Genomic DNA, 20,776 nt, shown 5'->3' with positions numbered 1-20,776 from the left:
TGACGTTGAGACCCGCCATCTCCTCTTCTACGAGAAAAGGAGAGTGCCATGACCGGAACAGCCAGGGCCACCGTCTTCGTCGACAATGAGCGGGTGATCGTCACCGAATACCGCTTCGCGCCGGGCGCCAACACCGGCTGGCACCGCCACGGGCATGACTATGTCGTCGTGCCACTGATGGACGGTAAGCTGAAGCTTGTGACCAAGGACGGCGAATCCTTCGCCGAGATGAAGAAAGGCGCGCCCTATTTCCGCAGGGAAGGCGTCGAGCACGACGTCATCAACGCCAATGACGGCGAATACGCCTTCATCGAGATCGAGCTGAAATAGGCGCCTCACCAGTCGGCGACGCGATCGCCGGCGGCGAATTGCGCGCTCTTGCCCGTGTATTCGAACAGCTCGATCCTCACGCCGTTGGGATCGGTGATCCAGGCCTGAAAAGTGTCGTCGCAGGCGAGCTTCTTTGGCGTTACCTCGATGCCTTTCGACCGGATATGGGCGATCGCGGTATCGATATCTTCCACTTCGAGACAGAAGTGGTTGATCTGGTTCCGGTCGCTGTAGCTGCTCTCGCTCTTCTCGAACACCTCGACGTGGCTGCGGCCGCCGCAATCGAGGTAGAAGCCGAAGATCTTGCCGTCGCGCAGGAAATTGAACCTTGTGTCGATGCCGAGCACGTCACGGTAGAAGCGTCGCGTCGCCTCCAGGTCATGCGCGAAGATGCAGACATGGGCGAGTTGCTTCACCTCGATCATGGTCGGCTCCTCGGCCCCCGCCGAAATTCGCCCCAAGTCTTCCTGGGTGTTCAGGTCGGCGGCGTTCCGTTTTCTTCCAGCACCGCGCCGGCGAAATAAAGCGAGCCGCCGATCAGGATACGCGGCGCCGGACCGTCCCATGTGTCGCGCAGGAGCATCAGCGCATTGGCGACTGAGCTGACCGGCTCGGCCGACAGGCCGGCCTCAGCGGCGCGCAGCGCCAGCTCGTCATTCGGCACGCCGGAATCGCTCTTGCTCACCGGCACCGTGTAGACATGCCGGGCCAATCCCTTGAAGGCGCTGAAATAGCCGCTCTGGTCCTTGGTGTTGATCATCCCGGAGATGAGRATCAGTGGGCGCGGGTTCTTTTCCTCCTGCTCGGCCAAGGCCTCGGCTATGACAATGCCGGCGCCCGGATTGTGGCCGCCGTCGAGCCAAATCTCGGCGCCCTTGGGTGCCAGATCCACCAGACGGCCCTGCGTCAGTTTCTGCATCCGGGCTGGCCAGGCGACGTTGGCCATCGCGCGTTCGGCGGCGCGGTGGCCGATCTCGAAGCCGGYGGCCTTGACCGCGGCAATCGCCGCGGCGGCATTGGCAAACTGGTGCCGTCCGGGCAGGCGCGGCAGCGGCAGGTCCATGAGGCCGTCCTCGTCTTGATAGACCATGCGGCCGTTCTCCTCGAAGGCGAGGAAATCCTGGCCGTAGACGAGGGTCGGGCAATCCAGCCGCTCGGCGGTCTCGATCAGCACTTCGAGGGCCGTCTCGCTTTCCTGTGCGCCGATCACCACCGGGCAGCCGCGTTTCATGATGCCGGCCTTCTCGGCCGCAATCACCTCGACCCGGTCGCCGAGATAGGCTTCGTGGTCCAGCGACACCGGCATGATGACCGAGACCGCCGGCCGGTTGATGACATTGGTGGCGTCGAAGCGGCCGCCGAGACCGACCTCGATGATCGCGGCCTCGGCCGGATGCTCGGAGAACAAAATGAAGGTGACGGCGGTGAGGATYTCGAAGACGGTGATCTTCTGACCCTGATTGGCCTTGGCGACGCGGGCGATGGCCTCGGCAAAGACATGATCGTCGACCAGCTTGCCGCCGCCTTCGGCCGCCAGCCGGTAGCGCTCGTGCCAATTCACCAGGTGCGGCGAGGTATGGACATGGACCAGATGACCCGCCGCCTCCAGCAGCGCGCGCGAGAAGGCGGCGCAGGAGCCTTTGCCGTTGGTACCGGCAATATGGATGACCGGCGGCAGCCGGTCCTGGGGGTTGCCGAGACGGTCGAGCAGGCGGGTGATGCGATCCAGCGAARGGTCGAAACCTTTCGGATGGAGCGTCATCAGGTGTTCGATTTCGCGGTCGGCGGCAAGCGTTGTCATGGCGGAATCCTAGAGCGGTTCATCATTTCATGGAAATGCAGAAACCGCTCTATCTTTTGTTTGAGGCAATTCCGGACGGAAACCCGTTTCACACATTTCCAGGAATTGCTTTTGGCGCATGACCCAAGAAGCCGGGGATCGGCTACGGAAGGACCATGTGAAATCAAAGCCTACAGTACACAAGACGCGTCGCAATCGCGTTTGGCGRCAAACGATGTCGCGTCAGGCCTGCGGCCGCGATTCCGGCTGGGTTAGYGCCGGCGGCAGGAACTCCTGCTCGGCCGGCTTCTCGGCGGCCGGGGCCTTGAGCAGCATCTTGAGAAGCCGCGCGATGGTCGGGCGCATCTCCAGYCGGGAGACCACCATGTCCACCATCCCATGCTCCATCAGATATTCGGCGCGCTGGAAGCCGTCCGGCAGCTTCTCGCGGATGGTCTGCTCGATGACTCGCGGCCCGGCAAAGCCGATCAGCGCGCCGGGCTCGGCGATGTGAACGTCACCCAGCATGGCGTAGGAGGCGGTGACGCCGCCGGTGGTCGGGTTGGTGAGCACAACGATATAGGGCAGGCCCGCTTCCTTCAGCCGGTCGACGCCGACCGTGGTGCGCGGCAACTGCATCAGCGAGAGGATGCCTTCCTGCATGCGGGCGCCGCCGGAGGCCGCGAACAGGATCAGCGGCCGTTTGCGCTGCAGGGCAACGTCGAAAGCGTGCAGTATGGCATCGCCTGCCGCCATGCCGAGCGAGCCGCCCATGAAGGCGAAATCCTGCACGGTGACCACCACCGGCAGGCCTTCGATGGTGCCGGTCGCGTTGAGGATGGCGTCTTCCAGCCCGGTCTTGGTCTTCGCCTCTTTCAGGCGATCGGTGTAGCGTTTCTCGTCGCGGAACTTGAGCGGGTCCTGGACGACCTTGGGGTTTTCCAGCGTCTCGTATTTGCCGTCGTCGAAGAAATATTTMAGCCGCTCCTTGRCCGAAATCTTCATGTGATGGCCGGAGGACGGGATGACGAACTGGTTGGATTCCAGGTCCTTGTGGAAGATCATCTCGCCGGTCTCGGGATCCTTGATCCAGAGGTTTTCCGGCATGTCCGTGCGTCGGCCGAGCATCGAATTGATCTTCGGGCGAACGTAATTGGTGATCCAGTTCATGGCTTCGGCTCCTGTCCTGGAAGGACTTCGCGCAATTCCGGGAAAACTGTGTGGCGGCTTTCCGTTTGGAACTGCGTAACAACAAATAGTCGGGCTATTCGGCAGCAGCAAGGCGGGCCGAACGGACACCCTGGGCCAGGCCGCTGACCAGGGTGGCGACGGCCTCGGCCGGATCGGCCGTCTTCTCGCCCTTCGGTCCCAGCACATTGGCGACCGCGTTGACGATCGCGGTGCCGACAACGACGCCATCCGCCGAGGCGCCGATGACGCGGGCCTGCTCGGCGGTCTTGACGCCGAAGCCGACGCAGACCGGCAGAGCGGTATGGCCTTTGATGCGCTTGACCGCAGCCGCCACCTTGGCCGTGTCGGCAAGGGCGGAGCCGGTGATGCCGGTCATCGAGACGTAGTACACGAAGCCGSAGGTGTTCTCGAGGACCTTGGGCAGGCGCTTGTCGTCGGTAGTCGGCGTCGCCAACCGGATGAAGTTGATGCCGGCCTTCAGCGCCGGGATGCAGAGTTCCTCGTCCATTTCCGGCGGCAGGTCGACGACGATCRGCCCGTCGATGCCGCTCGCCTTGGCATCGGCGAGGAAGCGGTCGACGCCGTAAWTGTAGATCGGGTTGTAGTAGCCCATGAGCACGATCGGCGTCTCGTCGTCGCCGGCGCGGAATTCGGACGCCATCTTCAGTGTCTTGACCAGCGTCTGGCCGCCCTTGAGCGCCCTCAGCCCCGCCGCCTGGATGGCAGGACCGTCGGCCATCGGATCGGAGAAGGRCATGCCGAGCTCGATGATGTCGCTGCCGGCGCCGGGAAGCGCCTTCATGATGGCTAAAGAGGTGTCGTAGTCGGGATCGCCGCCCATGAAATAGGTGACCAAGGCCGGACGGCCTTCGGACTTGAGCTTTGCCATGCGGCGGTCGATGCGGGTCGTCATTATCAGATCTCCATGCCCAGCATCTTGGCCACCGTGTGCACGTCCTTGTCGCCGCGGCCGGACAGGTTGACGATGACGATCTGGTCCTTGTCCATGGAAGGCACGATCTTCATCGCGTGCGCAATGGCGTGCGCGGATTCCAGCGCCGGAATTATGCCTTCGACGCGCGTCGTCAGCTGGAAGGCTTCAAGCGCCTCGTCGTCGAGGATCGGCTGATATTCGACGCGGCCGGTGTCGCGCAGCCAGGCATGCTCGGGCCCGACGCCGGGATAATCGAGACCGGCCGAGATCGAATGGCCGTCGAGGATCTGGCCGTCCGCATTCTGCAGCAGATAGGTGCGGTTGCCATGCAGCACCCCGGGCGCGCCGGCATTCATCGAGGCGCAATGCTCGACGCCGTCCAGGCCACGCCCGCCGGCCTCGATGCCGATGATGCGGACATCCTTGTCGTCGAGGAAGGGATGGAACAGGCCGATGGCATTGGAGCCGCCGCCGACGGCGGCGATGATGACGTCCGGCAGGCGGCCTTCCTGCTCCAGCATCTGGGCGCGGGCTTCCGAGCCGATCACCGACTGGAAGTCGCGCACCAGCTCCGGATAGGGATGCGGGCCGGCGGCGGTGCCGATCAGGTAATAGGTGTCCTCGACATTGGTCACCCAGTCGCGCAGCGCCTCGTTCATGGCGTCCTTCAGCGTGCCGTGGCCGGCGGTGACCGGCCGGACCTCGGCGCCGAGCAGCTTCATGCGGAAGACGTTGGGGCTCTGCCGGGCGACATCGGTGGCGCCCATGTAGACGACGCAGGGATACCCGAAGCGTGCCGCGACGGTTGCCGAGGCGACGCCGTGCTGGCCTGCGCCCGTCTCGGCGATGATGCGCCGCTTGCCCATGCGCTTGGCGAGCAGGATCTGGYCGAGGCAGTTGTTGATCTTGTGCGAGCCCGTATGGTTCAGGTCCTCGCGCTTGAAATAGACCTTGGCGCCGCCGAGATGTTTCGTCAGGCCTTCGGCGAAATAGAGCTTTGAAGGCCGCCCGGCATAATGGGTGGACAGGTTCTGCAGCTCGGCCTTGAACTCCGGATCGTTCTTGGCCCTGTTCCACTGTTTTTCGAGATCGAGGATCAGCGGCATCAGCGTCTCGGCGACGAAGCGGCCGCCGAAAATGCCAAACATGCCCTGCTCGTCGGGCCCGGTGCGGAAGGAATTGGRCATAGCCGGCTTGTTCATCGCCGATCTCCTCAATATTGGCCTTTGAGCATGTCCTTATCGGAAAACCGGTTCCCACTTTTCCGGGACATGCTCGGGTTTGAAAGAGTTCCTCAGGCGGCGCGATCGTCGCGCGCGGCCCTGACGGCCCGGAAAAACTGCTCGATCAGCGCCGGATCCTTGACGCCCGGAGYGCTTTCCACGCCGGACGACACGTCTATTCCGCGCGGATTGGCCAGACTCAGGGCATCGCCGACATTGGCGGCGTTGAGCCCACCGGAAAGCATGTAATCGAGCCCGGCGTCAAGGCCGGCAAGGATGCGCCAGTCGAAGGCGACGCCGTTGCCGCCCGGCAATTGCGAACCCTTGGGTGGCTTGGCGTCGAACATGAAACGGTCGGCAACGCCGATATAGGGCTTTATCCGTTCGAGATCCGCCCTCTCACTGACCGACAGCACCTTCATCACCGGCAGRCCATAGCGGGCCTTGAGTTCCGCCACCCGCGCCGGCGTCTCGGCGCCATGCAGCTGCAGCATRTCCGGCTGCATGCTGGCGACAATCTCGTCGAGAAAGGCATCGTCGGCATCGACGGTGACGGCGACCGACTTGGCCTTGCCGATGGCAGCCTGGCGCAGACGGCCGGCCTCGGCGGGAGCGACATAGCGCGGGCTTTTGGCAAAGAAGATGAAGCCGACATGGCTGGCGCCGCCGGCGAGCGCCGCGGCCATTGYAGCGTCGGTCTTCAATCCGCAGATCTTGATGTCGAGCGTCATGGCGCGGGATTGGCATGAAACGGCCGAAGAGTCRAGAAAAAGCATGCTGTTGCCGGGCGGCCGGAAAGCGCTAACTTGGAAACAAGGCAACGCAGGCGGGAGGAGACGACCATGGCCGACCAGACCGTAGCCGAACTCAGGCAAAAGATCGCGCAGGCGCGCGAGGTGATCGCGCATCTGATGGAGAAGTCCGACTTCAACGGCGCCGAGGCGCACCGGGCGCTCGATTATTTCGGCAGCGACACTTTCGATCGCAATTTCTTGCCCTGGCCGCATCAGAGCGAAGAGGGGCTGCGGCCGGAGGAACTGAATGCGGCGAATGACGATTGAGGGTTTCGTAGGGCGCCAGCCGTAACTTCGTCATCCCAGGATCTGCGCGCGTCGCTTCGCTCCTTGCTCCGCCCTAGGATGTCGACGCTTAAGCGGCTCAGCCAATCTCCGACCTCGCCTCATGGCGGGCGGTATTCGGCGCGCCCAGCCTACTCAAACACGATCGCCTGCAGTGCGCCACCGTTGCGCTTCAGCCAGTCCTTGCAGCGATCGGTGTCGGGGCAGAGTTTTTCGCACAGCTTCCAGAATTTCGGGCCGTGGTTCATCTCTTTCAGATGCGCGACCTCATGCGCCACCAGGTAATTGATGACCGCGGGCGGTGCCATCATGATGCGCCACGAGAAGGAGAGGTTGCCCTCCGAGGTGCATGACCCCCAGCGACTGGAGGTATCCTTGTAACGGATCGCCTTGGCGCGCTTGCCGATCGCCTCGGTGTGCTTGACCACAAGCTTCTCGATCTCGCGCTTGGCCTCGCGCTTCAGATAGTCGGCGATGCGRCGCGGCAGGTGCACGCGCTCGCCATGGACGATCAGCAGCGGTCCGCGCTCGTCGCGCACGATGGTGACGGTGCCGCGCTTTGCCGGCTCATGGACGATGCGGTGCGGCACGCCGCGGATCGGAATCTTGATGCCGGGCCRCACTTGCGGCCTCAGCGGCACCTTGGCCAGGCGYTGCTCCAGCCAGTCCTGATGGCGGTCGAGAAATTTTTCGACTTCGCCGCGGCGCAATCCCGGCGGCACGGTGACGCGCAGGCCCTGGCCGCCGGAATCGATGCGCAACGTCAGCCGCCTGGCCCGCGCGCTCTCGACGATCTTGAGCGGCAGCGTGCGTCCGGCGACGCAATGCTCGCGCTCTACAACGGGAGCGGAGGGAGCGGACTTGGGCTTGGTGAGATTCCGAAAAAAGCCGAGGGTCATGGCTGGACGATACGCGATTCGAGAAAAACGGCCAGTGGACTGAAGGTACTATGGAGAACAAAAAAGAAACGGCGCCGCTGGCGCGACGCCGTATGTCATACCGGGTCTATGGGTGAGCCTTAGTCGTCAAGCAGGTTCGTGCCCTTGCCGCGCTTCGGCCCCGTCGCTCCGGTCGCGCCGCGCGTGGTCGGCGCGGTCGACTTGTTGCGCTCGGCCATGAAGCGGTCGAACTCTTCCTGGTCCTTGGCGCGGCGCAGTTCGCGCACATACTCGTCGAACTCGGTCAGCATTTCATCGAGCTTGCGACGCTCCTCGGCGAGGCGCTCGAGCTCCTTCTCGCGCCATTCGTCGAAAGCGACGTTGCCGGTGCGGGACGAGCCGTGGCCCCAGYGGGCGGCCCTTTCGGAGCCGCGGCGGCAGCCGGCGAAGATACCGTCCGTGGCGCGGTTGACGTCGCGCTTGAAGCCATCGAGCCGGTCGCCCCAGAGGATGTAGGCGAGCATGGCGAAGCCGAGCGGCCAGAACACCATGAAGCCGATCACCATCAGCGCGATGGTGGCCGGCGTCCAGGCCGGACGGATCAATGCGGTTGTATTCATTTCTCCCAGTCCTTCCGTTGGAGACAGCCAAACCGGCTGCGTGGAATCGAAATGGGAAGGCGAAATCGGCGATTCAAGGCAAGTTCGGCCAAAACCGGCGAAGCGCCTGAAATGGTTATCGCTTTTTGAGTTTTTCGAGGAAAAGCACTGCCATTCCGGCAACCAGCCCCCAAAACGCCGCGCCAACGCCGAAAAGCGTGAGCCCCGAAGCGGTCACCGCGAAGGTGACCGTTGCCGGCATGCGCTCGCCCGCGTCATGGAGGGCTATCGAGAGCGCGTTGGCGAGCGGCGCCATCAGCGCCAGGCCGGCGACCAGCACGATCAGGCTCTGCGGCAGCACGGCGAAGATCGCCACCAGCGAAGCGCCGAAGATGGCGAAGACCAGGTAGGCGAGCGCATAGAACGGCCCGGTCTTCCAGCGCTCGGCCGGGTCCGGATGGACATCCGGGCCGGTGCAGATCGCCGCCGAGATCGCCGCCAGATTGGTGGTCGACGCGCCGAACGGCGCCGAAAGCAGCGAGAAGAGGCCGGTGACGCCGATCAGCGGGCCGGGCTCCGGGTGGTAGCCGGCGGCTTTCAGCACGGCGAGGCCGGACAGGTTCTGCGAGGCCATGGTGACGAGGTAGAGCGGCAAGGCGAGGCCAACGATGGCCGAGGCGGTGAACTGCGGCGCGATCAGCGTCAGCGTCGAAAGTTCCGGCGCCGGCAGGCCACCGACACGGCCGGTGAGGAAGGCGGCCAGGCCGCCGCCGATCAGCACCACAAGCACTGAGACCGCCGGATTGAACAGCCGGATGACGAAGAAGGCTGCGATCAGCGGCAGGATAAGCCAGGGATCGGAGGGAATGGCCTTCACCGCATTGATAGCGAAGCCGATGAGAATGCCGGCCAGCATGCCGGACGCGACCGAGGCCGGGATCGTCGCGATCAGCCGCGTCAGCGGCTTGAACAGGCCGGTGGCGATCAAAAGGATGCCGGTGACGATGAAGGCGCCGACCGCCTCCGGCATGGTGAAGCCGCTGGAGGCCGCGACCAGCGCGAGGCCGGGCGTCGACCAGGCGGTGATGACCGRCATCTTCGTGCGCCAGGACAGCCACAGGCATTCGATCGCCATGGCAAGACAGATCGCCGTCACCCAGCTCGCCGTCTCGATCYGAGTGGCGCCGACCGCCTTAGCAGCGGCAATGACGATGGCGAGCGTGCCGCCGAAGCCGACGATCGCCGCGACGAAGGCGGATATCGGGATGGAAATGCGCACTGGTCAGGCTGCCCGCTGGACCAAATCGCCGACGGCGCGCAGCAGCATGTCGATATCCTCCGGGCGGGAAAGGCGGTGATCGCCGTCGGGGATGAGCGACAGCGTGACATCGTCGGACGGCAGTAGGGCGGCGAGCTTCAGCGCATGGCCGGACGGCACATCGGGATCGGCGAGGCCTTGCAGGATGTGCACCGGGCAATGGGTGTCGATCGGCCCGGTCATCACAAGATTCGCCCGGCCGTCCTCGATCAGCGCGCGCGTGTAGATGTAGGGCTCGTCCGAATAATCCGACGGTTCCTCGAAAAATCCTTTCTTCGAAAGATCGCGCTTCTGGGCCTTGGTCAGCACCGGTTCGATCAATTCGGCGGTAAAATCCGGCGCCGGAGCCAGCAGAACCAGCCCGGCGACGCGATCCTCGCCGGCCTTGCGCAATTCCTGCACCATGCGCAGCGCGATCCACGCCCCCATCGAGGAGCCGACCAGGATCTGCTTGCCTTTGCTGAAGCGGCGAAAGACGGCAAGGCTCTCGGCCAGCCATTTCGAGATCGTGCCGTCGGCAAAGTCGCCGCCGGATTCGCCGTGGCCTGAATAGTCGTGGCGGAGACAGGCGCGCCCTTCGCTGGCCGTCCAGGCCGACAGCGCCTCGGCCTTGGTGCCCAGCATGTCGGACTTGTAGCCGCCTAGCCAGACGATGCCGGGTGCTGAGCCCGGCGTCTGCCTGACGGCGATATTCGACCCGTCCACGTCGATGAAAACTGGTGCGCTGGCGTTCATGACCTTGTCCTTCCCGGCCGGTCTTTTGRCATAACCGATGCTTCGCCGAAAAGTGCTCGCGCCATTTCTTTGCTTGGTGCAGACGATGGCAGCTTCCAGGGCAAGCTTTGAGGTGATTTCCTGGCGAGGCTGTGCTATTGACTCCGGCCGCGCGCTCACCACATACGCGCGTCCACGCATTTGAATCTAAAGAACCCTGAACGAAACGGCCGAGGAGACCACGACCATTCGCAGACCTTTCAAAGCAGCGGCASCCACCAAGGACGGTCCGCGCTCCAACCGAGAGATCCGGGTGCCCCGGGTCCAGCTTATCGACRCAGAAGGCCACAACCGTGGCGAAGTTTCCATCAACGAAGCGCTGCTTCTGGCCGAAGAGGCCGGGCTCGATCTCGTCGAGATATCGCCCAACGCGCAGCCGCCCGTCGTCAAGATCCTCGATCTTGGCAAGCTGAAATACGCCAACCAGAAGAAGGCGGCCGAAGCTCGCAAGAACCAGAAGGTCATCGAGATCAAGGAGATCAAGATGCGCCCGAACATCGACAGCCATGACTACGAGACCAAGATGAAGGCCGTGYGGCGCTTCTTCGAGGATGGCGACAAAGTCAAGCTGACGCTGCGCTTCCGCGGTCGCGAGATGGCGCATATGGAGCTTGGCATRCAACTCCTGAACAAGGTGCGCGAGGAAGTGGCGCCGATCGCCAAGGTCGAGGCCGAGCCGAAGCTCGAAGGCCGCCAGATGATGATGGTGCTGGCGCCCCGCTAAAAGCAATTCCAGGAAAAGTGCGCGGCGGTTTTCCCGGAATTGCTCTAAAATCCGCCTGAATTGGCGAGCACGGCGTCCCGACGATCGGCGGGGCGCCTATCCGATCGCCGGCAAACTCTCGACGATCGGACTCCAATCATGGTCGATGACGTGAAATCTACGAACGACAACCCGCCTGCCGGGTTGGGCGGCTACCAGCAGATGCGCCGGCTGGTGCTTGCGGTGCTGATCGCAGTGYTGTTCGCGGCGCTGCTCTTCGGCCAGTCGAGTTTTCCGCCCGAAACGCCAGTCCACGAGACGATCGAGATGGTCGGCGTTCTGTTGATCTTCCTTGGCATCGTCGGGCGACTTTGGTCGACGCTCTATATAGGCGGGCGCAAATCCGCCGAAGTGGTCACCGGAGGGCCCTATTCGATCACCCGCAACCCGCTCTACGTGTTCTCGACGGTGGCCGCAGCCGGCGTCGGGGCGCAGATCGGCTCCTTCACCGGCATTATCCTTTTCGCCGTTCTGTGCGCCGGCGCGTTCCACATCGTCATCCTGCGCGAGGAGAAATACCTCAAGCAGGTGCTCGGCGCCCCTTACGAAGCCTATCTGGCGCGCGTGCCGCGCTTCTTTCCAAAACTCTCGCTCTACCAGGAAGGCGACACCGGCAGCTTCAAGCCGCGCCTGCTTTTGAACACGCTGCTCGACGGACTGGTGTTCCTGGTGGCGCTGCCGGCCTTCGAACTGATCGACGGTGCGCAGCAGTCGGGCATGCTGCCGGTGTTGTTCAGGCTACCCTGATCGAGGACAGAGCRCCGCACCGTCTGAGGTGTTGCGCGTGGGCGCTCTTTGATCTATAGGACCGCCGTTTCCAAAAAGCCGCCCGGCAGGGCATGCCGTGGCGGTTTCATTTGCTTTTCGGGCTCTGGTCGGCCCGAAGCGAACAACGGCCCGACTGCGGGCCCCCACGAAAGGACAAGYAAAATGCCCAAGATGAAGACCAAGTCGGCCGCCAAGAAGCGGTTCAAGATTACTGCCACCGGCAAGGTGCTGTCGRCTGCCGCCGGYAAGCGCCATKRCATGATCAAGCGTTCCAACAAGTTCATTCGCGATGYCCGCGGCACGATGGTTCTGGCTGAACCGGACGGCAAGAAGGTCATCAAGAATTTTCTGCCGAACGGCCTCTAATCCCTCGGCTTGGACAACGTTTTAAGGAGATCATGACATGGCACGCGTAAAGAGAGGCGTCACCGCCCACGCCAAGCACAAGAAGGTCCTGAAAGCCGCCAAGGGTTTCTACGGCCGCCGCAAGAACACCATCCGCATCGCCAAGCAGGCGGTGGAGAAGTCGCTGCAGTACGCCTATCGCGACCGCAAGAACCGCAAGCGCTCGTTCCGCGCGCTGTGGATCCAGCGTATCAATGCAGCGGTGCACGAGCACGGCCTGACCTATGGCCGCTTCATCGACGGCCTCAACAAGGCCGGCATCGAGATCGACCGCAAGATCCTTTCGGACATGGCCATCCATGAGCCGCAGGCTTTCGCAGCACTCGTCGCCAAGGCCAAGGTCGCGCTCGAATACCTGAAGAACACCACGCCGAATGCGTTTGAGAGCGCTGTAGCCTAACCAGCGCCTTCCCAAGCATTTTCGACACTTGATTTGGGAAACCCGCGCTGGCAGGGCTGGCGCGGGTTTTTTCGTTCCTGATGCAACCAAAATGGTAACACAGCGCCCAGTCTGGTTACCCGATCGAAGAGAGTTTCGCCGTGAACGCCACTGCTGGAAATCTTGAAACCCTTGAAGTTTCGCTGCTTGCCGAGATTGCCGCCGCGGCCGACGAGCAGGCGATCGAGGCTGTGCGCGTCTCGGCGTTGGGCAAGAAGGGCTCGGTCTCCGAAATGCTGAAGACGCTTGGCGCGATGAGCGCCGAGGAGCGGCAGGTGAAAGGCCCCGCGATCAACGGCCTGAAGAACCGCGTCACCGAGGCGCTGACGGCGCGCAAGGCGGAACTGAGGGATGCGGCGATCGCCGCCAGGCTCGCGGCCRAGAAGGTCGACGTCACGCTGCCGGTGCGCCAGTCGCCGGCCGAGCGCGGCCGCATCCATCCGATCAGCCAGGTGATCGACGAGATCGCCGCGATCTTCGGCGATCTCGGCTTCGCGATCGCCGAAGGTCCGGACATCGAGACCGACTATTACAACTTCACTGCACTCAACTTCCCGGAAGGCCATCCGGCGCGCGAGATGCACGATACCTTCTTCTTTCAGCCGGACGAGAAGGGCGAGCGCAAGCTGTTGCGCACGCACACCTCGCCCGTGCAGATCCGCACCATGGAGCAGCAGAAGCCGCCGATCCGGATCGTCATCCCCGGCAAGACCTACCGGCAGGATTCGGACGCCACGCACTCGCCGATGTTCCATCAGGTCGAGGGGCTGGTGATCGACAAAACCGCCAACATCGCCAACATGAAATGGGTGCTGGAGGAGTTCTGCAAGGCCTTCTTCGAAGTGCCAAGCGTCAAGATGCGCTTCCGGCCGTCCTTCTTCCCATTCACCGAGCCCAGCCTCGAGGTCGACATCCAGTGCGACCGCTCGCGGCCCGGCGAAGTGCGCTTCGGCGAAGGCTCCGACTGGATGGAGATCCTGGGCTGTGGCATGGTGCATCCCAACGTGCTGCGCTACGGCGGCCTCGATCCCGACGAGTACCAGGGCTTCGCCTGGGGCATGGGCATCGACCGCATCGCCATGCTGAAATACGGCATGCCGGACCTGCGCGCCTTCTTCGACGCCGATGTGCGCTGGCTCTCGCATTACGGCTTCCGGCCGCTCGACCTGCCGACGCTGTTCGGGGGCTTGAGCACATGACGGCCCCGCACACCGGGGGCTGCCGCTGCGGCGCGGTGCGGTTCGAGGCTTCGGCCGAGCCGCACCACATCAGCTATTGCCACTGCAGCGATTGCCGGCGCGCGACAGGCGCGCCGGTGTCGGCCTTTGTCGGCTTCATGGCCGACCAGATCGCGCTCGACGGAAAGTCGCTGAAGAGCTACCGGAACGGCCCGGTGGAGCGATCGTTCTGCGGCATCTGCGGCTCGCCGATCGCCTATGTCGACGAGCGGCTTGCAGGCCACATCTATTTCATGCTCGGCGCCATGGACATGCCTGCCTATTTCAGGCCGACGCTGCACGCGCATGTGCGCGAGCAGTTGCCCTTCCTGCACATGCCCGATTCACTGCCGCGTCATTTGAAGACCAGCGTGCCCAGACCTTCGGAAACACAGTCATGAAATTCACCCTCTCCTGGCTCAAGGACCATCTCGAGACCGACACCTCGCTTGCCGAGATCGTCGAGCGGCTGACTGCGATCGGCCTCGAARTCGAACATGTCGACGACAAGGCGAGCCTGAAACCCTTCGTCATCGCCAAGGTGCTGACGGCGGTACAGCATCCAGACGCCGACCGRCTGCGCGTGCTCACCGTCGATACCGGCGACGGCAAGCCGCCGGTGCAGGTGGTATGCGGGGCGCCCAACGCCCGCGCCGGCCTGATCGGCGCCTTCGCCGCACCCGGCACCTATATTCCCGGCATCGACGTGACGCTTTCGGTCGGCAAGATCCGCGGCGTCGAGAGCCATGGCATGATGTGCTCCGAGCGCGAGCTGCTGCTTTCGGACGAACATAGCGGCATTATCGACCTGCCTGAGGATGCGCCGGTCGGCACCAGCTTCGCTGCTTACGCGCATCTCGACGACCCGGTGATCGAGATCAATCTGACGCCAAACCGGCCCGACGCGACCAGCGTCTACGGCATTGCGCGCGATCTTGCGGCAAGCGGGCTTGGCCGCCTCACCGGCGGGGCGATCATGCCGCATGTCGRCAACGGCCTGTGCCCGGTCAAGGTCACGATCGAGGCGCCCGAACTCTGCCCCGGCTTCGCGCTGACACTGGTGAGGGGCGTGAAGAACGGCCCGTCGCCCAAATGGCTGCAGCAGCGGCTGATCGCCATCGGGCTCCGGCCGATCAGCGCGCTGGTCGACATCACCAACTACGTCACCTTCGACCGCGGCCGGYCGCTGCATGTCTTCGACGCCAACAAGGTTGCCGGCAACCTCGTCGTGCGCCGCGCCAGGGACGGCGAGAAGCTGCTGGCGCTCGACGGCCGCGAATACACGCTGACGCGGGAAATGTGTGTGATCGCCGACGACAAAGGCGTCGAATCGATTGCCGGCATCATGGGCGGCGAGCATTCAGGCTGCGACGAGAACACCACCGACGTGCTGATCGAATCGGCGCTCTGGGACCCGATCACCACCGCGCGCACCGGCCGCACGCTCGGCATCATCAGCGACGCGCGTTACCGCTTCGAGCGCGGCGTCGACCCCGAATTCATGGTGCCGGGCGTCGAGCTCGCGACCAAGCTGGTGCTCGATTTCTGCGGCGGCACGCCGACGGAGATGGAGGTGGCGGGCTATGCCGGTCACAAGCCGAAAATCATCTTTTTCCCACTTTCGGAAGTGAAGCGGCTGACCGGCATCGAGGTGCCGAGAGAGGAAGCGCTTGKCATTCTGACGCGGCTAGGCTTCGAAACGCATGGTTCCGGCGACGTCGTCGAGGTGAGGGTGCCATCCTGGCGGCCGGATGTCGACGGCAAGGCCGACCTCGTCGAGGAGGTGATGCGCATTCACGGCGTCGACAATATCGCGCCGCAGCCGCTGACCTCGCATGACGCGGTCAACGGCAAGATCCTGACCACGCTGCAGGTGCGCACCCGCGCGGCCAAGCGCGCGCTGGCCGTGCGCGGCATGATGGAGGCCGTCACGTGGTCGTTCATCCCGGCCAGGCACGCCGCGCTGTTCGGCGGCGGCCAGAACGGGTTGAAGCTCGCCAACCCGATCGCCGCCGACATGTCCGACATGCGGCCCTCGCTGCTGCCGGGGCTGATCAGCGCCGCGCAGCGCAATGCCGACCGGGGCATCGGCGATGTGGCGCTGTTCGAGGTTTCCGGCACCTATGAGGGCGACACGCCCGAGCAGCAGCGGCGCGTTGCCGCCGGCGTGCGGCGCGGCACGGCCAAGCTCGACGGCTCGGGCCGCAGCTGGGCCGGCAACGCTGCCCCAGTCGGCGTGTTCGATGCAAAGGCCGACGCGATCGCGGCACTCGAGGCCTGCGGCGCGCCTGTCGACCGGCTGCAGATCGAGCCCGGCGGCCCGGCCTGGTATCATCCTGGACGCTCCGGCACGATCAAGCTCGGACCGAAGACCGTGCTCGGCACCTTCGGCGAATTCCACCCGAAGACGCTTGAGGTGCTCGACGTTTCCGGGCCGCTCTGCGGCTTCGAGGTCTTTGTCGATGYAGTGCCGGAGCCGAAGGCCAAGCCGACGCGCACCAAGCCGAAGCTGGAGCTGTCGCCCTTCCAGGCGGTGAAGCGCGACTTCGCCTTCGTCGTCGACAGGTCGGTCGAGGCCGGCACGCTGGTCAGGGCGGCTTTAGCCGCCGACAAGAAGCTGGTCACCGGTGTTTCTGTGTTCGACGTCTTCGAGGGCGCTTCACTGGGCGCCGCCAAGAAGTCGATCGCCATCGAAGTGTCGATCCAGCCGGTCGAGAAGACGCTGACCGACGAGGATTTCGAGGCGCTGGCAAAACGCATCGTCGAGAACGTCAACAAGCAGACGGGCGGCGTGCTGAGAGCGTAGAGCGGCTCGCTGCCGCTCTACTTATTTGCTTTACGCAATTTCGGACAGAAAACCGCTCGACAATTTTCCTGGAATTGCGCTGCGGATTGCTGAGCTATGGCGAATCGCCCTTCAAAGGGCGATGGACCATCTTCGCTATTCCGGCCTTCCCTTCGAAGAGCAGCGCGCAGCCTTCCTCGCCATCATCGCGGCCGACCCGCTGGTGGCCGAAACGCTGGCGCGGGTGCGCCAGCTCGCGCTGCCGGACTGGCTGGTGGTTTCCGGCGCGCTCTACAACAGCGTCTGGAACCATCTCACCGGCAAGGCGCCGGGATACGGCATCAAGGACGTCGACCTGTTCTATTTCGACGACACCGACCTCTCCTACGAAGCCGAGGATGCGGTGATCCGCCGGGCGGCACGGCATTTCAAAGGCCTGGCGCTCCCGGTCGAGGTGCGCAACCAGGCGCGCGTGCATCTGTGGTATCCGGCCAAGTTCGGGCAGGAATGCCCGCGCTACAGGAGTGCCAGCGAATCCGTCAGCTATTTCGCGTCGAAGACGCATGCGGTCGGGGTGCGGTATGACGGAGACGGGGCGCTGGAATTGGTGGCGCCGTTCGGGCTCGACGATATTTTTTCGTTCCGCATCACGCCGAACAGGGTGCTGGACAATCAGCGGACGCATGAGGCCAAGGGGGCGCGGGCCGAGAAGTACTGGCCGGAGATTACAGTTGTGCCTTGGTGACCACCCTCCCCCTTGTGGGGAGGGTCGATCCGCATCGCGGATCGGGGTGGGGGTTCTCGTAGGGCGCCACCCCCACCCCGTCTCACTGCCTCCGCTTCGCTGCGTCAGCGAGCCGACCCTCCCCACAAGGGGGAGGGTAGGAGCTCACCCATTCACCAGCGCCAGCAACTCTTCCGTATAGCGCTTGCCGACCACCTTGTCGGGCGACAGCGCATCGCCGATCGCCGCGACATCGGCGGCGCTCAACTCGATCCCGGCCGCCGCGGTGTTCTGCTCCAGGTGGCGGATCTTTCGCGCGCCGGGGATCGGCACGATGAAATCACCCTGGTGCAGCACCCAGGCGAGCGCCAGCTGCGCCGGCGTCACCCCCTTTTCCGCCGCCATCTTCTCCAGCACGGCGATGACGGCGTTGTTGGCTTCCATGGCTTCGGCCTGGAAGCGCGGCAAGCCAAGGCGCCAGTCGCCGGCGCCCAGCACATCCGGCTTGGCGATCGTGCCGGTCAGCAGACCGCGACCGAGCGGGCTGTAGGGTACAAAGCCGATGCCGAGCTCGCGGCAGACGGCGAAGACCTCGTCCTCGGGATCGCGGCTCCACAGCGAATATTCGCTCTGCACGGCGGCGATCGGGTGCACGGCATGCGCCCGGCGGATGGTTGCGGCACTTGCCTCCGAGAGGCCGAGCGCCCGCACCTTGCCCTCGCGCACCAGGTCGGCCATGGCGCCGACCGTATCCTCGATCGGTACGTTCGGGTCGACGCGATGCTGGTAGTAAAGATCGATCACGTCTGTATCGAGCCGCTTCAGCGAAGCTTCGGCCACCGCCTTGACGTGCTCGGGACGGCTGTCGACGCCGATCATACGATCGGTGCCGCTGCCTTGCTCGGCGATCTTGAAGCCGAATTTGGTGGCGATCGTCACCTTGTCGCGCACCGGCTTCAGCGCCTTGCCGAGCAGGATCTCGTTCTCATAGGGGCCGTAGACCTCGGCCGTGTCGAAAAAGTTGACGCCGATCTCGACGGCGCRGCGCAACGTGGCGATCGCCTCGGCTTCCGGCTGACCGCCATAGCCGAAGCTCATGCCCATGCAGCCGAGGCCGACGGGGAAAACTTCGAGTTCAGTTCCAAGCTTGCGGGTTTGCATCTCGCTTCTCCTTGTTGTGATGCTAAAGCGCGTCGACAACGCGCTTTAGGTTTTGGTTATGCATGTCGTTGCCCCAAAACCGCTGCGCACTGCTGGGCGGCATGCAATGGAGATAGCGCCTTGCATTCCGTTCGATAATTGTCTCTCATTTGCACGGCTTGATCTATAAGATAGATCAATTGGTGGTCGTGATCCCATTCACCTGAAGGCAGGCGGGATATGACGGATACGCTGCGAAAACGCCGTCACCTCGACCAGCGGATAGCGCATGTGGACCCGCTTCGTGGACGCCGGATGGTGGCGGAGCGACTCGCCCTCGCGCCATTCCTGTGCCGGCCGGATCGGCCGCGGCGCGAAKCCGCCGCCGCAATTGGGGCAGACGTTCTGCAGCCTGCTTTCCACGCAATCCGCGCAAAATGTGCATTCGTGCGAGCAGATGCGCGCCATCTCCGAATCCGGCGGCAGGTCGATATCGCAGCATTCGCAGTTCGGTCTGAGTTGCAGTCCCATGCGGCCGTCTCCTTGCAATGGACACACCTCGTAGCAGGCGGTAGGCTGRCTGGAATGACAAAGTCCCCACTAATCCAGCCAAACCAGGCAAGGACGATCGAGATCCTCGCCTTCGCCGACGTACAGATCCTCGACATCACGGGGCCGCTGCARGTCTTCGCTTCCGCCAACAAGCTCGCCACCGGGACGCTCCCCTACGCTCTCAAGGTGGTTGCGCGGCATGGCGGGGCTGTCTCCAGTTCGGCGGGCCTTGCCGTCGTGGCCGAGCCCTTGCCCGAAATCCATGCGCCGCTCGACACGCTGATCGTGCCCGGCGGGCAGGGCATCGAGGCAGCTGTCGCCGATCCCGGCCTGCTGGAATGGATACGGGGACGAGCCGCGACTGCTCGCAGGACGGCTTCGGTCTGYACCGGCGCATTCGTGGTGGCCGCCGCAGGCCTTTTCGACGGACGCCGGGTCGCGACGCACTGGGAGCGCTGCCGCGAGCTCTCGCAACGGTTCCTCTCGCTTGCCGTCGAGGCAGAGCCGATCTTCGTGCGCGACGGTCCGATGTGGAGCTCGGCCGGCGTCACGGCGGGTATCGATCTCTGCCTTGCCATGGTCGAGGAGGATCTGGGGCGCGACATGGCTCTCGCGGTTGCGCGCGACCTCGTCGTCTACCTGAAACGCCCGGGCGGACAGGCCCAGTACAGCGCCATGCTTTCCGTCCAGCAGTCGAGCCGGTTTGCCGAGCTTCATGCCTGGATCGGCGAAAATCTCGCGCAGAAGCTCACGCTCGGCCAGCTCGCCAATCGCTGCGGAATGAGCGAGCGGAATTTCAGCCGGCGCTATGTCGAGGAGATGGGCGTGACCCCTGCCCGATYGGTCGAGCGGCTGCGCATAGAGATGGCGCGAACGCTGCTCTCCGACACGCGACTGCCGGTCAAGAGCGTGGCGCGGCGATGCGGCTTTCAGAACGAGGAAACGTTGCGGCGCGCCTTCATTCGCCTGTTTTCGATGTCGCCGCAGGACTACCGGAAAAGCTGGCATGCGGCCTGAGGCGGCGTAGCGACCAAACTCCTCGATTGGCATATATCAATGAATCGATCTCATCTCTCGCAACTYGCCGTGCTCGCCACCGTCGCCCAATGCGCCAGCTTCCGCGGCGCGGCGCGYGAACTCGGCATCGCGCCGTCGGCGGTGAGCCATGCGGTGGCGAGCCTGGAAGCGCGGCTCGGCGTGCGGCTGCTGGCGCGCAGCACGCGCAGCGTGGCACCGACCGAGGAAGGCGCGCAGCTCCTGGAACGGCTGCGGCCGGCACTGTCCGAAATCGACCTGGCGCTGGAGACGGCGGTCGAGGCGCGCGACCGGCCGGCCGGCAATCTGAGACTCAGCGTCCCGCGCACCGCCGCGCATCTGGTGCTGACGCCGCGGCTCGGCGCCTTTGCCGCCGCCTATCCGGACATCGTGCTGGAGATCGTCATCGAGGACCGTTTCACCGACGTGGTCGAAGGTGGGTTCGACGCTGGTGTCAGGCTTGGCGAAAGCCTGCAGCGCGACATGATAGCGGCGCGCATCGGCCCCAACATTCGCGGCGCGGTGGTTGGCGCGCCGTCCTATTTCGAAACCATGCCCCGGCCGCGCCACCCGCGCGAGCTGGCCGGCCATCGTTGCATCCGCTTCCGCTTTTCCAGCGGCATCCTCTATCGCTGGGAGTTCGAGAAGGAGGGCGAGGAAATCGAGATGGCAGTCGAGGGGCCGCTGATCCTCGACGAGGACCATTTGATCGCCCGCGCGGCGGTGGACGGCGCCGGGCTCGCTTTCGTGTTCGAGGACTATGTGCGGGCGCCCCTCRGCGACGGCAGGCTGATCCGCGTGCTGGAGGACTGGTGCCCGACCTTCGACGGCTTCTTCGTCTA

The 20,776-nt window shown here is 64.2% G+C and carries 24 protein-coding genes; 12 read left to right on the top strand and 12 right to left on the bottom strand.

Going from position 1 to position 20,776, the window contains the following annotated elements:
- Nucleotides 1-48 precede the first annotated feature (48 nt).
- Nucleotides 49-330: a cupin domain-containing protein gene (locus ORS3428_RS23585; RefSeq protein ID WP_071100699.1), complete on the top strand. Its 282-nt coding sequence runs from the start codon at nucleotides 49-51 to the stop codon at nucleotides 328-330.
- Between the two features lie 5 nt (nucleotides 331-335).
- Here the strand turns inward: ORS3428_RS23585 and ORS3428_RS23580 are convergent, their stop codons facing one another.
- The 6 genes from ORS3428_RS23580 to ORS3428_RS23555 all read right to left on the bottom strand — a co-directional run bounded on the left by ORS3428_RS23580 (nucleotide 336) and on the right by ORS3428_RS23555 (nucleotide 6,189).
- Nucleotides 336-755: a VOC family protein gene (locus tag ORS3428_RS23580; protein ID WP_071100698.1), complete on the bottom strand. Its 420-nt coding sequence runs from the start codon at nucleotides 753-755 to the stop codon at nucleotides 336-338.
- A 50-nt stretch (nucleotides 756-805) separates the two neighbouring features.
- Complete coding sequence (locus ORS3428_RS23575; RefSeq protein ID WP_071100697.1) at nucleotides 806-2,131, bottom strand: bifunctional folylpolyglutamate synthase/dihydrofolate synthase; 1,326 nt, start codon at nucleotides 2,129-2,131, stop codon at nucleotides 806-808.
- 222 nt (nucleotides 2,132-2,353) lie between these two features.
- A complete protein-coding gene (gene accD, locus ORS3428_RS23570; protein WP_071100696.1) occupies nucleotides 2,354-3,280 on the bottom strand; it encodes an acetyl-CoA carboxylase, carboxyltransferase subunit beta in 927 nt (308 codons plus the stop codon).
- A gap of 94 nt (nucleotides 3,281-3,374) precedes the next feature.
- The gene (trpA, locus tag ORS3428_RS23565) at nucleotides 3,375-4,214 is read right to left on the bottom strand and encodes a tryptophan synthase subunit alpha (RefSeq protein ID WP_071100695.1); all 840 of its coding nucleotides are present in this window, start codon (nucleotides 4,212-4,214) and stop codon (nucleotides 3,375-3,377) included.
- Between the two features lie 2 nt (nucleotides 4,215-4,216).
- Nucleotides 4,217-5,437, bottom strand: a complete 1,221-nt coding sequence (gene trpB / locus ORS3428_RS23560) for a tryptophan synthase subunit beta (RefSeq protein WP_071100694.1) — start codon at nucleotides 5,435-5,437, stop codon at nucleotides 4,217-4,219.
- A gap of 92 nt (nucleotides 5,438-5,529) precedes the next feature.
- Nucleotides 5,530-6,189, bottom strand: coding sequence for a phosphoribosylanthranilate isomerase (locus ORS3428_RS23555; RefSeq protein ID WP_071100693.1), 660 nt, complete (start codon nucleotides 6,187-6,189; stop codon nucleotides 5,530-5,532).
- Nucleotides 6,190-6,300: 111 nt separating this feature from the next.
- Here ORS3428_RS23555 and ORS3428_RS23550 point away from each other — a divergent pair, with 111 nt between their 5' ends.
- Nucleotides 6,301-6,519, top strand: coding sequence for a hypothetical protein (locus ORS3428_RS23550; RefSeq protein ID WP_071100692.1), 219 nt, complete (start codon nucleotides 6,301-6,303; stop codon nucleotides 6,517-6,519).
- A 149-nt stretch (nucleotides 6,520-6,668) separates the two neighbouring features.
- Here ORS3428_RS23550 and ORS3428_RS23545 read toward each other — a convergent pair whose 3' ends face one another.
- The 4 genes from ORS3428_RS23545 to ORS3428_RS23530 form a co-directional block, all read right to left on the bottom strand.
- Complete coding sequence (locus ORS3428_RS23545; RefSeq protein WP_071100691.1) at nucleotides 6,669-7,436, bottom strand: M48 family metallopeptidase; 768 nt, start codon at nucleotides 7,434-7,436, stop codon at nucleotides 6,669-6,671.
- A 119-nt stretch (nucleotides 7,437-7,555) separates the two neighbouring features.
- Nucleotides 7,556-8,035: a DUF2852 domain-containing protein gene (locus ORS3428_RS23540; RefSeq protein WP_071100690.1), complete on the bottom strand. Its 480-nt coding sequence runs from the start codon at nucleotides 8,033-8,035 to the stop codon at nucleotides 7,556-7,558.
- 115 nt (nucleotides 8,036-8,150) lie between these two features.
- Nucleotides 8,151-9,293: a benzoate/H(+) symporter BenE family transporter gene (locus ORS3428_RS23535; protein ID WP_071100689.1), complete on the bottom strand. Its 1,143-nt coding sequence runs from the start codon at nucleotides 9,291-9,293 to the stop codon at nucleotides 8,151-8,153.
- 3 nt (nucleotides 9,294-9,296) lie between these two features.
- Entirely contained in the window at nucleotides 9,297-10,067 is a 771-nt protein-coding gene (locus tag ORS3428_RS23530; RefSeq protein WP_071100724.1) for an alpha/beta hydrolase, read from the bottom strand.
- A 226-nt stretch (nucleotides 10,068-10,293) separates the two neighbouring features.
- Here ORS3428_RS23530 and infC point away from each other — a divergent pair, with 226 nt between their 5' ends.
- The 8 genes from infC to ORS3428_RS23490 all read left to right on the top strand — a co-directional run bounded on the left by infC (nucleotide 10,294) and on the right by ORS3428_RS23490 (nucleotide 17,228).
- Nucleotides 10,294-10,830 (top strand): translation initiation factor IF-3, encoded by a 537-nt coding sequence (gene infC / locus ORS3428_RS23525; protein ID WP_083355269.1) that lies wholly within the window; start codon nucleotides 10,294-10,296, stop codon nucleotides 10,828-10,830.
- Nucleotides 10,831-10,968: 138 nt separating this feature from the next.
- The gene (locus tag ORS3428_RS23520) at nucleotides 10,969-11,616 is read left to right on the top strand and encodes a methyltransferase family protein (protein WP_071100688.1); all 648 of its coding nucleotides are present in this window, start codon (nucleotides 10,969-10,971) and stop codon (nucleotides 11,614-11,616) included.
- A gap of 183 nt (nucleotides 11,617-11,799) precedes the next feature.
- A complete protein-coding gene (gene rpmI, locus ORS3428_RS23515; protein WP_071100687.1) occupies nucleotides 11,800-12,003 on the top strand; it encodes a 50S ribosomal protein L35 in 204 nt (67 codons plus the stop codon).
- Nucleotides 12,004-12,040: 37 nt separating this feature from the next.
- Entirely contained in the window at nucleotides 12,041-12,442 is a 402-nt protein-coding gene (rplT, locus tag ORS3428_RS23510) for a 50S ribosomal protein L20 (protein ID WP_071100686.1), read from the top strand.
- Nucleotides 12,443-12,582: 140 nt separating this feature from the next.
- A complete protein-coding gene (pheS, locus tag ORS3428_RS23505; RefSeq protein ID WP_071100685.1) occupies nucleotides 12,583-13,680 on the top strand; it encodes a phenylalanine--tRNA ligase subunit alpha in 1,098 nt (365 codons plus the stop codon).
- Nucleotides 13,677-14,099 (top strand): GFA family protein, encoded by a 423-nt coding sequence (locus tag ORS3428_RS23500; protein WP_071100684.1) that lies wholly within the window; start codon nucleotides 13,677-13,679, stop codon nucleotides 14,097-14,099. The genes pheS and ORS3428_RS23500 overlap by 4 nt, the downstream gene beginning before the upstream one ends.
- The gene (gene pheT / locus ORS3428_RS23495; protein ID WP_071100683.1) at nucleotides 14,096-16,504 is read left to right on the top strand and encodes a phenylalanine--tRNA ligase subunit beta; all 2,409 of its coding nucleotides are present in this window, start codon (nucleotides 14,096-14,098) and stop codon (nucleotides 16,502-16,504) included. Before ORS3428_RS23500 ends, pheT begins: the two co-directional genes overlap by 4 nt.
- Before the next feature lie 121 nt (nucleotides 16,505-16,625).
- Nucleotides 16,626-17,228 (top strand): nucleotidyltransferase family protein, encoded by a 603-nt coding sequence (locus ORS3428_RS23490; RefSeq protein ID WP_071100682.1) that lies wholly within the window; start codon nucleotides 16,626-16,628, stop codon nucleotides 17,226-17,228.
- Between the two features lie 144 nt (nucleotides 17,229-17,372).
- On the opposite strand, the gene ORS3428_RS23485 is transcribed toward ORS3428_RS23490, so the two are convergent.
- Nucleotides 17,373-18,368: an aldo/keto reductase gene (locus ORS3428_RS23485; RefSeq protein ID WP_071100681.1), complete on the bottom strand. Its 996-nt coding sequence runs from the start codon at nucleotides 18,366-18,368 to the stop codon at nucleotides 17,373-17,375.
- A gap of 198 nt (nucleotides 18,369-18,566) precedes the next feature.
- The gene (locus ORS3428_RS23480) at nucleotides 18,567-18,878 is read right to left on the bottom strand and encodes a DUF1272 domain-containing protein (protein ID WP_071100680.1); all 312 of its coding nucleotides are present in this window, start codon (nucleotides 18,876-18,878) and stop codon (nucleotides 18,567-18,569) included.
- A gap of 54 nt (nucleotides 18,879-18,932) precedes the next feature.
- On the opposite strand from ORS3428_RS23480, the gene ORS3428_RS23475 reads away from it, so the two are divergent.
- Both ORS3428_RS23475 and ORS3428_RS23470 read left to right on the top strand, forming a co-directional pair.
- Complete coding sequence (locus ORS3428_RS23475; RefSeq protein WP_071100679.1) at nucleotides 18,933-19,916, top strand: GlxA family transcriptional regulator; 984 nt, start codon at nucleotides 18,933-18,935, stop codon at nucleotides 19,914-19,916.
- 39 nt (nucleotides 19,917-19,955) lie between these two features.
- Nucleotides 19,956-20,776, top strand: an 821-nt coding sequence (locus tag ORS3428_RS23470; protein WP_071100678.1) for a LysR substrate-binding domain-containing protein, incomplete at its 3' end; no start/stop codon positions are given.

It is taken from the genome of Mesorhizobium sp. ORS 3428 (genome assembly GCF_001854785.1).
Lineage (GTDB): Bacteria > Pseudomonadota > Alphaproteobacteria > Rhizobiales > Rhizobiaceae > Mesorhizobium.
The sequence above is the reverse complement of the archived record's forward strand: the minus strand, read 5'-3'. Positions and strand labels throughout refer to the sequence as shown.